This is a genomic window from Pseudomonas sp. KH_046_2, from assembly GCF_057838985.1.
Genome location: NZ_CM174480.1, coordinates 4589182 through 4602188 on the forward strand (window position 1 = coordinate 4589182; position 13007 = coordinate 4602188).

A 13007-nucleotide genomic window follows, 5' to 3' on the forward strand; every position below is an offset into this window, starting at 1 on the left:
GCTCTGATTTGGTGGTATCACTGTAGGAGCGAGCTTGCTCGCGAAAAACCTGAGAGCACAAGGGTGCACCAGACGCCCTGCGTTATCGTTGACGACCATCGCGAGCAAGCTCGCTCCTACATGGGATTTCAGTATTTCCGTACGGACAAACAACAAGGGGGCGAATTTTCATCCGCCCCCTGCTTACCCGCTTACTCCTGTGGTTCTTCGTCAGCGGCGGCGTCGAGTTGCTGGTCTTCGGCAACGTCGTCGATCACGACTTCACCGACAAACCCTTCACCCTCTTCACCTTCCAGCTCTTCGCCCTCGACTTCCGACGGCTCCTGAACCCGCTCCAGCCCGACCAGTGTTTCGTCGTTGGCCAGCTTGATCAGGGTCACGCCCTGGGTGTTACGACCCAGGCTGGAGACTTCGTCGACACGAGTACGAACCAAAGTACCCTGGTCGGAAATCAGCATGATCTCCTCGCCATCGAGCACCTGGACCGCGCCGACCAGACGGCCGTTACGCTCGTTGCTGACCATGGCGATAACGCCCTGACCGCCACGCTTGTACTCAGGGAACTCGGTGATCGCCGTGCGCTTGCCGTAGCCACGCGCCGAAGCGGTGAGGATCTGGCTGCCTTCTTCCGGGATCAGCATGGAAATCAGCTTCTGGCCTTCCGGCAGACGCATGCCGCGCACACCGCGGGCGGTACGGCCCATGGCGCGAACGTCGGATTCCTTGAAGCGGGTGACCTTGCCGCCATCGGAGAACAGCATCACTTCGCGCTCGCCATCGGTGATGGCTGCGGAAATCAGCACGTCGCCTTCGTCCAGCTCCAGCGCGATCAGGCCGACGCTGCGTTGACGGCTGAAGGATTCCAGCGGGGTCTTCTTCACGGTGCCGTTGGCGGTGGCCATGAAGATGTAGTGACCTTCGGTGTATTCCTCGACCGGCAGCATGGTGGTGATGTACTCACCGTCATCCAGCGGCAACAGGTTGACCAGCGGACGACCACGGGCAGCGCGGGACGCTTCAGGGATTTCGTAGGTCTTCAGCCAGTACACCTTGCCCTTGCTGGAGAACAGCAGCAGCGTGGTGTGGCTGTTGGCGACCAGCAGGTGAGCGATGTAGTCCTCATCCTTGACGCCGGTCGCCGACTTGCCTTTACCGCCACGGCGCTGGGCCTGGTACGCAGCCAATGGCTGGGTCTTGGCGTAGCCACCGTGGGAAATGGTCACGACGCGCTCTTCTTCCGGGATCATGTCACCCAGGGTCAGGTCGAGACGGGCGTCGAGGATTTCAGTACGACGCACGTCGCCGTATTCGGCGCGAATCACTTCCAGCTCTTCGCGGATCACTTCCATCAGGCGCGTGGCGCTGTTGAGGATGCGGATCAGCTCGCCGATCTGGTTGAGGATCTCTTGATACTCGGCCAGCAGTTTTTCGTGTTCCAGACCGGTCAGGCGATGCAGACGCAGTTCCAGAATGGCTTGCGCCTGCTCTGGCGACAGGAAGTACTTGCCTTCGCGCAGACCGTATTGCGGGTCCAGGGTCTCTGGACGGCAAGAGTCGGCACCGGCACGCTCTACCATCGAGACAACGGCGGAGGATTCCCACGGCGTGCTGATCAGCGCTTCCTTGGCTTCCGACGGCGTTGGCGACGCCTTGATCAGGGCGATGACCGGGTCGATGTTCGACAGGGCAACCGCTTGACCTTCAAGGATGTGACCACGCTCGCGCGCCTTGCGCAGTTCGAACACGGTACGGCGGGTAACGACTTCGCGACGGTGACGGACGAAGGCTTCCAGCAGGTCCTTGAGGTTCAGGATCCGCGGACGGCCGTCGATCAGCGCGACGATGTTGATACCGAACACCGCTTGCAGCTGGGTCTGGGCGTAGAGGTTGTTGAGGATCACCTCAGGCACTTCGCCGCGACGCAGCTCGATCACGACGCGCATACCGTCCTTGTCGGACTCGTCGCGCAGTTCGGTGATGCCTTCGAGCTTCTTCTCTTTGACCAGCTCGGCGATCTTCTCGATCAGACGCGCCTTGTTCAGCTGGTAAGGGAGTTCGGTGATGACGATCTGCTGGCGGCCACCGACCTTGTCGATGTCTTCGATCATCGAGCGGGCGCGCATGTAAATGCGCCCGCGACCGGTGCGGTAGGCTTCGATGATTCCGGCGCGACCGTTGATGATCGCGGCGGTCGGGAAGTCCGGACCGGGGATGTATTGCATCAGCTCGTCGACAGTCAGCTCTGGATTGTCGATGAGCGCCAGGCAACCGTCGATGACTTCACCGAGGTTGTGCGGCGGAATGTTGGTCGCCATGCCCACGGCGATACCGCTGGAGCCGTTGACCAGCAGGTTGGGAATACGGGTCGGCATGACCGCCGGGATCATTTCGGTGCCGTCGTAGTTCGGCACCCAGTCCACGGTTTCTTTATGCAGGTCAGCCAGCAGCTCGTGCGCCAGCTTGGTCATGCGCACTTCGGTGTATCGCATGGCCGCAGCGTTGTCGCCGTCCACCGAACCGAAGTTGCCCTGGCCGTCTACCAGCAGGTAGCGCAGGGAGAATGGCTGCGCCATCCGAACGATGGTGTCGTACACCGCGGTATCACCGTGCGGGTGATACTTACCGATCACGTCACCGACAACACGGGCAGATTTCTTGTACGGCTTGTTGAAGTCGTTGCCCAGCTCGCTCATCGCGAACAGCACGCGCCGGTGCACGGGCTTCAAGCCATCGCGCGCATCCGGCAGTGCCCGCCCGACAATTACGCTCATCGCGTAGTCGAGGTAGGACTGCTTCAGCTCGTCTTCGATATTGACCGGGAGGATTTCTTTGGCCAGTTCGCCCATGAGAAGCCTGATTCCTTTTTCTGGTGAAACTTCGTCAGGACCAACGAAGCTCGCCGCTGCAGGCTCAGTGCCATGCATTGGCTTACGACAAATCAACGAGTTATGCCATGGATCTGCGCAGTAAAGGTCACCCTGCGGGGCAACCCTGGAAACCGCCGGATGTTATCACAAGAGCCGCCACGCACCTATCCCCCAGATGCGCATGGAGAGTAGTTAGTTGACCGGTGACAGGCTTGAAGGGGACGAGAGGGGCTTAGAGCCGCTGCGAATGCTGAATTCGGGGCCGAATTACAGATGTTTATTGACTTTCAGACCCTAATCGCCAGCAGGCTGGCTCCCACATTGATCTGTGTCGATCACAAAACCTGTGGGAGCCAGCCTGCTGGCGATGGCGTCCTTTAGAACGCCACGGCCAATTAATGCAGACGCTTGCGGCACATCAACTGCGCCATCTTCGCCGTATCCGGGCGCTCTACAATGCCTTTTTCGGTGACGATCGCATCGATCAGATCCGCCGGCGTCACGTCGAACACCGGGTTAAAGGCATCGACATCGGCCCCGACGCGCTTGCCACCGACCTCCAGCAACTCGCGACCATCACGCTCTTCAATCGGGATCTCGTCGCCACTGGCCAGGTTCATGTCGATGGTCGAACTCGGCGCCACCACCATGAAGCGCACGCCGTGGTGCATGGCGTTGACCGCCAGTTGGTAGGTGCCGATCTTGTTCGCCACGTCGCCGTTGGCGGTAATCCGGTCAGCGCCGACGATGACCCAAGTAGGGCCTTTGGTCTTCATGATATGCGCCGCGGCGGAATCGACATTGAGGGTCACGGGAATACCTTCATTGGCCAGCTCCCACGCGGTCAGCCGCGAGCCCTGCAACCACGGGCGGGTTTCGTCGACATATACCCGCTCGACCATACCCTCGATGAAAGCGCCACGAATCACCCCCAGCGCCGTGCCAAAGCCGCCCGTGGCCAGCGCGCCGGTGTTGCAATGGGTCAGGATCGCCTGGGCGTTGCCCTGATGCTTGCGGATCAGATCCACACCCAGTTGCGCCATGGTCAGGTTGGCTTCGCGATCACTTTCGTGAATGGCGATAGCCTCGGCCTCGAGCACTTCAAGCGGATCGGCATTGTCTTTCAGGCGATCAAGCCGGTCGTGCATGCGACCCAGCGCCCAGAACAGGTTGACGGCGGTAGGACGGGAGTCGGCCAGCAACATGAAATCCTCTTCCAGTGCAGCGTACCAGTCACCACCCTCGGCAATCCGGGCGCGGGCTGCCAGTACGATGCCATAAGCGGCACTGATACCAATCGCCGGAGCACCGCGCACCACCATCGAGCGAATGGCCTCGGCCACGCCAGCGGCGCTGGTGTAGGCGATCCAGGTTTCCTCGAACGGCAAAATACGCTGATCCAGCAGATGGAGAGCGCCATCACGCCAATCGATGGCCTTTACCTTTTCCGCAGCCAACAGTCGATCGCGCATCCCTCACCCCGCACTCATGAACAAAAGCCGCCGATTATAGCGATCCCCCCGCGAAGACGCTCGGGTATACTTCACCATCCTTTACAAAAGCACTGGAACCAACCCTCGATGCCGAACACTGCCGCTGCGCTCGACCTGTTATTGCTGCCGACCTGGCTGGTACCCGTCGAACCCGCTGGTGTTGTCCTCAAGGAACATGGCGTGGGCATCCGTGATGGACGCATCGTGTTTATCGGCCCACGTTCCGCCGCGCTGAAGCTTAACGCAACCGAAACCCGCGAATTGCCCGACATGCTGCTCAGCCCCGGCCTGATCAATGCCCACGGGCACGCGGCGATGACGCTGTTCCGTGGCCTGGCCGATGACCTGCCATTGATGACCTGGCTGGAAAACCACATCTGGCCCGCCGAAGCCAAGTGGGTCGACGAGGATTTCGTGCGCGACGGCACGGACCTGGCCATCGCCGAGCAAATCAAAGGTGGCATCACCTGTTTCTCTGACATGTACTTCTTCCCGAAGGTTGCCAGCGAGCGCGTGCACAACAGCGGTATTCGCGCGCAGATCGCGATTCCGATCCTCGATTTCCCCATTCCGGGCGCCGCTACGGCGGACGAAGCCATTCGTCAGGGCGTTGAACTGTTTGGCGATCTCAAGCACCACGACCGCATCAAAATCACCTTCGGCCCCCATGCACCCTACACCGTGGGCGATGAAAGCCTGGAAAAAATCCGGGTGATCGCCGAAGAACTGGACGCCTCGATCCACATGCACGTGCATGAAACAGCCTTCGAAGTGCAGCAATCGGTCGAGCAGCGCGGTGAACGACCACTGGCCCGACTGGCGCGCCTGGGCTTGCTGGGGCCGCGCTTCCAGGCGGTTCACATGACCCAGATCAGCGAAGAAGACCTGGCCCTGCTGGTAGAAAGCAACAGCAATGTGATTCATTGCCCGGAGTCGAACCTGAAGCTGGCCAGCGGGTTCTGCCCGGTCGAGCGTTTGTGGCAGGCCGGGGTCAATGTCGCGGTCGGCACCGATGGGGCGGCCAGCAACAATGACCTGGACCTGCTCGGCGAAACCCGCACCGCGGCCCTGCTGGCCAAGGTTGTCGCCGGCTCGGCCACCGCGCTGGATGCCCATCGTGCCTTGCGCATGGCCACCCTCAACGGTGCCCGGGCACTGGGCATCGAGGCCGAAACCGGCTCGCTGGAAATCGGCAAGGCGGCGGACATGGTGGCATTCGATCTCTCCGGCCTGGCCCAGCAACCGGTCTACGACCCGGTTTCGCAGCTTATATACGCCACCGGCCGGGACTGCGTGAAACACCTTTGGGTTGCCGGCAAGCAGTTGCTCGACGACCGTCGCCTGACACGCCTGGATGAACAACAGCTAAGTACTGTCGCGAAGGCCTGGGGCCAGCGCATCAGCGGCCGCACCGAATCGTAAGCACCCTGGAGCACAATCCGGGGCAACAGGATTTTTCAAGTTTTAGAGGACTTAAACCATGAGCAACGTCGACTACGCCGAAATCGCCAAATTCGAAGCCCTGGCCCATCGCTGGTGGGACCGCGAAAGCGAATTCAAACCGCTTCACGACATCAACCCGCTGCGGGTCAACTGGATTGACGAACGCGTCAACCTGGCCGGCAAGAAGGTCCTCGACGTCGGTTGCGGCGGCGGCATCCTCAGCGAAGCCATGGCTCAGCGCGGCGCGACCGTGATGGGTATCGACATGGGCGAAGCGCCATTGGCGGTTGCCCAACTGCATCAGCTGGAGTCGGGCGTAAGCGTCGAATACCGGCAGATCACCGCCGAAGCCCTGGCCGAGGAAATGCCCGAGCAGTTCGACGTGGTCACTTGCCTGGAAATGCTTGAGCACGTACCGGACCCGTCGTCGGTCATCCGTGCCTGCTTCCGCATGGTCAAACCCGGCGGCCAGGTGTTCTTCTCGACCATCAACCGCAACCCGAAGGCGTACCTGTTCGCCATCGTCGGCGCCGAATACATCATGAAGCTGCTGCCGCGCGGCACCCACGACTTCAAGAAATTCATTCGCCCTTCCGAACTCGGCGCCTGGAGCCGCATGGCCGGCCTGACCGTCAAGGACATCATCGGCCTGACCTACAACCCGCTGACCAAGCACTACAAACTGGCCTCCGACGTGGACGTCAACTACATGATCCAGACCCTGCGCGAGGAATAAGCCGATGCCAATCAGAGCAGTTCTTTTCGACATGGACGGCACCCTGCTCGACACCGCGCCGGACTTCATTGCGATCTGTCAGGCGATGCGTGCCGACCGCGGCTTGCCACCAATGAACGACAAGCACATTCGCGACGAGATTTCCGGCGGCGCCAAGGCGATGGTCGCGGTAACCTTCGCCATGGACCCGGAAACGCCGGGATTCGAGGAATTGCGCCTGGAGTTCCTGGAGCGCTACCTCGTGGGTTGTGCGGTGCACAGCAAACTGTTCGACGGCATGGGCGAACTGCTGGCGGACATCGAGAAGGCCAACCTGGTCTGGGGCGTGGTCACTAACAAGCCGCTGCGCTTCGCCGAGCCGATCATGCAACAGCTGGGGCTGGCTGAACGCTCGGCGCTGCTGATCTGCCCGGATCATGTGAAGAACAGCAAACCGGATCCGGAACCGCTGATCCTCGCCTGCAAGATGCTCGACCTGGACCCGGCCAGCGTACTGTTCGTCGGCGATGACTTGCGTGACATCGAGTCGGGCCGCGATGCCGGTACCAAGACCGCCGCCGTGACCTTCGGCTATATCCACCCGGATGATAATCCGCGGCATTGGGGTGCGGACGTGGTGGTCGATCATCCGCTGGAGTTGCGCAAGGTGCTTGATAGCGCGCTTTGCAGTTGCTGAGCCAGATAGCTTGACGTGGGCACCTGCTTTTGTGGCGAGGGAGCTTGCTCCCGCTGGGTCGCGAAGCGCCCCCTCTGCCTATGCATGCGCCTTCTCGGGAACCGTTATTAAAAGATTACGACTGCTTCGCAGCCGAGCGGGAGCAAGCTCCCTCGCCACAGGTTCGATGCAGGTCTTTGAAGAGGTTTTTTATGTTTGATTATTCCGCCCGCCCCGAGCTGCTCAAGGATCGGGTCATTCTGGTCACCGGCGCAGGACGCGGCATCGGCGCCGCAGCGGCAAAAACCTACGCGGCACACGGCGCAACCGTGCTGCTGCTGGGCAAGACCGAAGCCAACCTGACCCAGGTCTACGACGAAATCGAAGCCGCCGGCCATCCACAACCGGCAGTTATCCCCTTCAACCTCGAAACCGCCCTGCCCCATCAATACGATGAGCTGGCGGCGATGATCGAAAGCGAATTCGGGCATCTCGACGGCCTGCTGCACAATGCTTCGATCATCGGTCCGCGCACGCCGATCGAGCAGCTTTCCGGCGAAAACTTCATGCGGGTCATGCAAGTCAACGTCAATGCCATGTTCATGCTCACCAGCACGCTGCTGCCACTGCTCAAGCTGTCGCAGGATGCCTCGGTGGTGTTCACTTCCAGCAGCGTCGGCCGCAAGGGACGTGCGTATTGGGGCGCTTACGGCGTCTCCAAGTTCGCCACTGAAGGCCTGATGCAAACCCTGGCTGACGAAGTCGATACCGTGGCCCCGGTACGTTCCAACAGCATCAACCCGGGCGCCACCCGCACCAGCATGCGCGCCCAGGCTTACCCGGGGGAAAACCCACTGAACAACCCGACGCCCGAGGAGATCATGCCGGTCTACCTTTACCTGATGGGCCCGGACAGCACCGGCATCAATGGCCAGGCGTTCAACGCCCAGTAATGACCGTACGTCGCTTTTAAGTGCCGCGCCAGCTTCCTGTCGCGGCACTCGAAGGCTCCCGGACTCGAGCCAGGCATCTGTCAAACAAACGTCACACTCTGCACTACACAGGTAGCGAACGAACATCAACCGTTTGATTTAAAACAGATTTTATTCGGATGAACCGAATGGCACGACTTTCGCTCTAAGTTTGCTCAGACACGCAACGTGAAAGCAGACGGGGGTGAAGCTTGAGCGCAGAGATTACTCATCTTCTACAAAGCGGATTAAACTTGTACGAAATGTCCTACGGGACTGACGGACCAGTACGACGCGCAGCCCTAAGCCGCTCTCACCCTGCTTGTAAGACAGCCTTACTGCTTAGGGGCGCACGCCTTATGAAACCACCTTCCCAGACCAACGCAATTGACTTCGATAGCGCCAAATTGCAACGCCTGGGCTTTGGTCAGCAGCCGCCCCTTCTGGAAAGACCTGTCAGTCTTGCGCAATTGCGCCAGCAATTGAGCCAGCAGCTGCAAACCAGCCTGGAGCCGCAACGCATTCTTGGGACTTTCTATCGCGAGATTCAGCGGTTGGTGCCATTGGACGCCCTGTGCTACCTGCACAAGAGCAGTGATCTGCGCCTGGAGTTCGGCCAGCGCGGCCACCATTCCATCAGTTACAGCCTCAGCCACGAAGGCGAACACCTGGGTGAGCTGATTTTCCGCCGCAACCAACGTTTCAGCGAACAGGAACAGGGCAATCTCGAATCACTGCTGGCCGCACTGCTTTTCCCGATGCGCAACGCGCTGCTGTACCGTACCGCCACCCAAAGCGCACTGCGCGACCCGCTGACGGGCACCGGTAACCGCATCGCCATGGACCAGACGCTGCAAAGGGAGATCGAACTGTCTCGGCGCCATCTTCAACCGTTGTCGGTGCTGATGCTGGACATCGATCATTTCAAGCTGGTCAATGACAACCATGGTCACAGCACTGGCGATGACGTGCTCAAGGCGGTCGCCGCCACGATCAAAAACCAGCTACGCAACGTGGACATGGTGTTCCGCTATGGCGGTGAAGAGTTCCTGATCCTGCTGTCGAACACCTGCCGCGAGGCCGCGGCCATGGTCGGTGAGCGGCTGCGGTTTGCAGCGCAGTCCGAAGAGTACCTGGCCGATGGTCACAGAATCCTGCTGACGGTCAGCCTCGGCTGTTCGACCCTGCTGCCCGGCGAGTCTGCCGAAAGCCTGTTGCGACGGGCAGACAGCGCGTTGTATGTGGCCAAGCGCGAAGGTCGTAACCGGCTGGAGATGGCGGGCTGATTTTTCAGCTATTCACAAAACAATGTAGGAGCGAGCCTGCTCGCGATGACGTGCTTTCATTCAATACTTCTGGTGACTGTTAAGCAGCTATCGCGAGCAGGCTCGCTCCTACAGTGGTTTTTCAAGCAGCGATAGAATCAGCCTTCGGCCAGTGCCATCCGCTCACGCACGACCGGTGCCCGCTCTGCGTGCTCCATTTGCATGCAACGCTCGAGGAACAGGTACATATAGTCGTAGCTCTTGCAAACGGCCTGACGCAACTCCACTTGCATGGATTTGCTCGGGTTGGTGCCCGCCAATGTGCAGATGATCTCCAGGGCTTCCCATGGATGGGCATCATCATACTGCGCATGCATCTTCAGCCACTTCATCGCCCGCTTGCGATCTTCCTCGGGGAACGAGGCGGCGTAGATACCGTTGGAACACACTACCGCCGACCATTCCCCGGTCGCCCCTTCGATGGCGTAGTTGGTGGCGGCAATCCCGACGATCAGCGAGTCGGCGGAACTGGTGTGCCAGCACCAATGGCTCAGGGCGTGAAGCTCGGGAGGAACCTGCTGCGCCTGCAGCTCTTCCAGACTGACACCGTGCGCGCGACTCCAGTGCACCCAGTAATCGGCGTGGTTCAGTTCGACGCGGATGTTGCGCATCAGCCAGCGACGGGCCATGTCTTCGCCGGGATGACGGGCAAAGCGGGTCTTGGTCAGGTTTTGTGCCATATACAACGCGAACTGTTCGACCACCGGCCAGCCACCGATCAGGTACTGGCGCATGGTCTTCGCACTGAGTTTGTTGTCTCGCATGCGTTGGTACAGTTCGTGTTCGACAACCCGGCGCTTGCTCTCGCTGCAATCCTGGATCAGGCGCTGGGCCCAGGCAGGGTAACTTGCAGCTTCCATGAGCGGTCCGGTTCGGTTGAATGTATCGATCACTGTCGAGCTCCTTTTGATTGTGATTGTCAGACCGGCAGGAGTTTCAACGGAACGTGCCAGGCGCCTTGAACAACAGCGGCTGAGGCCTGGCAGGGCGACTCAGCAAGCTATCGCAGGTAAACAACTGCGGGCGTTCAATCACATACCCTTGAGCGTAATCCACCCCGATCTCCAGCAATGCCTGCTCGATCTGGGGCGTTTCGACAAACTCGGCAATCGTGCGCTTACCCATCACATGGCCAATGTGATTGATCACTTCGACCATGGCGCGGTTAATCGGGTCGTCCAGCATATCCTTTACGAAACTCCCGTCGATCTTCAGGAAGTCTACAGGCAAATGTTTCAGGTACGCGAACGAGGACATTCCGGCACAAAAATCGTCCAGGGAAAAATGGCAGCCTAAGCCTTTGAGTTCATTAATGAATCGAATGGCGCTGCCAAGATTTGAAATAGCACTGGTTTCAGTAATTTCAAAACAAATCATTTCAGGCGGAATCGAATACGTCACAAACTGTTCGCGCAAGAAGTCCAGGAACGCCTCATCCCCGATCGTCGTGCCTGACAGATTTATCGCACACATGGCCAGCGGCCCGTTGCCTTGCTCGGCCCGGCATTGGGCGATGATCTTGAACACGTTCTGCACCACCCAACGATCAAGCGAGCTCATCAGGCCATAGCGTTCAGCTGCCGGAATGAAGCTGTCGGGCAAAATCATCCGCCCGGCTTCATCATGCAATCGCAGCAGAATTTCAATATGTCCGTCGTCCTGATCGCCATGACCCAGGGGGACAATTTCCTGGGCGTACAGGCAGAAGCGGTCTTCCTCCAGCGCCATGTGCAAACGCTGCACCCAGGCCATTTCGCCGAAGCGCAGGGACAATTCCGAGTCATCCGGATGATAGACCTGGACCCGGTTACGGCCCTTTTCCTTGGCCATGTAGCACGCCATGTCGGCAGCACGCAGCGAGGCTTCGAGCGTCGTCGGATTCTGCGCGACATGGACCAGTCCGATACTGACAGTGGTCACGAAAGGCCGGCCTTTCCAGACAAAATGCAGATTTTGCACAGTCTGGCGCAGGCTGTCGGCAATTTTCTCCGCTGCTTGCGGTGCGCAGTTTTCCAGCAGGATGCCGAACTCGTCACCGCCAAGACGCGCCAGGGTGTCGCCTTCGCGCAGCCCGGATTGCAACAAGGCACAGATATGCCGCAACAGTTCGTCGCCCGCCGCGTGGCCGCAGGTATCGTTGACCAGTTTGAACTGATCCAGATCGAGGAACATCAGGGCATGGCGACCCGAATGGCGGGTCAGATTGTGCAGCGCCTGTTCCAGGCGATATTCGAATTCACGGCGGTTGGCGAGCCCGGTCAAGGCGTCGTGGGTCGCCTGCCACGACAGATTGGCGATGTATTGCCGCTCCTGGGTCATGTCATGCAGCACCAACACCGTCCCGCTGACTTTGCCGGCATTGCGGATCGGCGCGCCCACCAGCGTGACAGACACCGTGCTGCCGTCCAGGCGTTGAATCAGCTTGGAGTGTTCACTGCCGCCACTGAGCTGGCCGCTGAGAATATGCTCGATCAGGGTGAACCCGTCGGTCTGGGCATTTTCGTCCAGCAGGTTGAACAGTGCCGCCAGCGGCAACCCTGTCGCCTGCTCGGCCTTCCAGTGGGTCAACGCCTCGGCCGCGGGATTCATGTAGGCAATCGCACCGGAAACATCCGTGGTGATCACTCCATCGCCAATCGATTGCAGGGTGATCTGCGCCCGCTCTTTCTCCACTTGCAGCGCATCGGCGAAGGCATGGCGCTGCTTGAGCAGTTTATGGGTGCGCATCAGCGCCAGCGCAATCAATCCCAGAGCAGTGGCGAGGTTCGTCAGCAGCAGCAGACGAAGAATGACCCGCGACCCCTCCCCCAGTGCATCACTGAAGGCTTTCGCCGCCGGAGTCACCTCATCATTGATCGCGAAAATCTGCTCCTTCCAGCGCTGTATATCCGCCCTGGAAGCCGGGCCGGCGGTGATGTGCCGATGCATGTCGCCGGCAACGTCATCGAGTTTGGCCAGATAGGCATCACCCACGGTCCATAGGTCGATGGCTTTTTCGAGATAGCTGAAGTGACGAAAGTTGAGGTACAGCCAAATCAGGCTGGAAACGTCATCCGGGTGGTTGCCACCCTTGAGAATCCCCGCACGTGCCGCCTCGACATTCGGCGGTTGATGATCCAGTGCCACACGCAACTCATGCCCGCCCTGAGGCACGGAAATGGCGCGCTGGTATTTACGAAAAATCACTTCGTCGCCACTGTCGGCGTAGAGATTGAGGTAATAGATGGCGTCTTTCTGGCCCTTGGACCACAGGCTTTCACCGGCGACATAACCGCGAACAGCCGACAGCACGTAAAGACTGACACCGCCCAAGAGGGCCTGAAACACCACAACGGCGATAAATGGCCAGACGATGCCCAACAGCCGTGGCGTTCCGAGAGTCCGCTTTTGATTCATGAGGTCCCTTGCGTTAGCACTGCTTGCTCGTCTTCCGGACGAAATCGCTACAGCTAGACTAGGTTGCGATTCCGATCCCGGCAAGCGACAAGCTTTGCCCGGGGGGAACATCGCGGCCGCT

The 13007-nt window shown here is 59.8% G+C and carries 9 protein-coding genes and 1 pseudogene; 5 read left to right on the plus strand and 5 right to left on the minus strand.

Annotation, left to right across the window (positions count from 1 at the left end; translation table 11 throughout):
- Nucleotides 1-18: 18 nt before the first annotated feature.
- The 3 genes and pseudogenes from AC3IX1_RS20740 to mtnA all read right to left on the minus strand — a co-directional run.
- Nucleotides 19-99: pseudogene (locus AC3IX1_RS20740) on the minus strand (outer membrane lipoprotein carrier protein LolA); the annotation flags it as partial.
- A gap of 92 nt (nucleotides 100-191) precedes the next feature.
- The gene (gene gyrA, locus AC3IX1_RS20745; protein WP_489385632.1) at nucleotides 192-2846 is read right to left on the minus strand and encodes a DNA gyrase subunit A; all 2655 of its coding nucleotides are present in this window, start codon (nucleotides 2844-2846) and stop codon (nucleotides 192-194) included.
- A gap of 416 nt (nucleotides 2847-3262) precedes the next feature.
- Nucleotides 3263-4339, minus strand: coding sequence for an S-methyl-5-thioribose-1-phosphate isomerase (gene mtnA / locus AC3IX1_RS20750; RefSeq protein ID WP_489385633.1), 1077 nt, complete (start codon nucleotides 4337-4339; stop codon nucleotides 3263-3265).
- A gap of 108 nt (nucleotides 4340-4447) precedes the next feature.
- Here mtnA and AC3IX1_RS20755 point away from each other — a divergent pair, with 108 nt between their 5' ends.
- From AC3IX1_RS20755 to AC3IX1_RS20775, 5 genes are all read left to right on the plus strand, one after another.
- A complete protein-coding gene (locus tag AC3IX1_RS20755; protein WP_489385634.1) occupies nucleotides 4448-5782 on the plus strand; it encodes a TRZ/ATZ family hydrolase in 1335 nt (444 codons plus the stop codon).
- 58 nt (nucleotides 5783-5840) lie between these two features.
- Nucleotides 5841-6539, plus strand: a complete 699-nt coding sequence (gene ubiG, locus AC3IX1_RS20760; RefSeq protein ID WP_033055822.1) for a bifunctional 2-polyprenyl-6-hydroxyphenol methylase/3-demethylubiquinol 3-O-methyltransferase UbiG — start codon at nucleotides 5841-5843, stop codon at nucleotides 6537-6539.
- 4 nt (nucleotides 6540-6543) lie between these two features.
- Complete coding sequence (mupP, locus tag AC3IX1_RS20765; RefSeq protein ID WP_489385635.1) at nucleotides 6544-7215, plus strand: N-acetylmuramic acid 6-phosphate phosphatase MupP; 672 nt, start codon at nucleotides 6544-6546, stop codon at nucleotides 7213-7215.
- Between the two features lie 191 nt (nucleotides 7216-7406).
- The gene (locus AC3IX1_RS20770) at nucleotides 7407-8147 is read left to right on the plus strand and encodes a YciK family oxidoreductase (protein WP_007999919.1); all 741 of its coding nucleotides are present in this window, start codon (nucleotides 7407-7409) and stop codon (nucleotides 8145-8147) included.
- A gap of 377 nt (nucleotides 8148-8524) precedes the next feature.
- Entirely contained in the window at nucleotides 8525-9451 is a 927-nt protein-coding gene (locus AC3IX1_RS20775) for a GGDEF domain-containing protein (protein WP_489385636.1), read from the plus strand.
- A gap of 137 nt (nucleotides 9452-9588) precedes the next feature.
- Here the strand turns inward: AC3IX1_RS20775 and AC3IX1_RS20780 are convergent, their stop codons facing one another.
- Together AC3IX1_RS20780 and AC3IX1_RS20785 are read right to left on the minus strand one after the other, a co-directional pair.
- On the minus strand, nucleotides 9589-10350 hold the full coding sequence (locus tag AC3IX1_RS20780; protein ID WP_489385637.1) for an iron-containing redox enzyme family protein: 762 nt from the start codon (nucleotides 10348-10350) through the stop codon (nucleotides 9589-9591).
- A 76-nt stretch (nucleotides 10351-10426) separates the two neighbouring features.
- Nucleotides 10427-12886, minus strand: a complete 2460-nt coding sequence (locus tag AC3IX1_RS20785; RefSeq protein ID WP_489385638.1) for an EAL domain-containing protein — start codon at nucleotides 12884-12886, stop codon at nucleotides 10427-10429.
- Nucleotides 12887-13007: the final 121 nt, after the last annotated feature.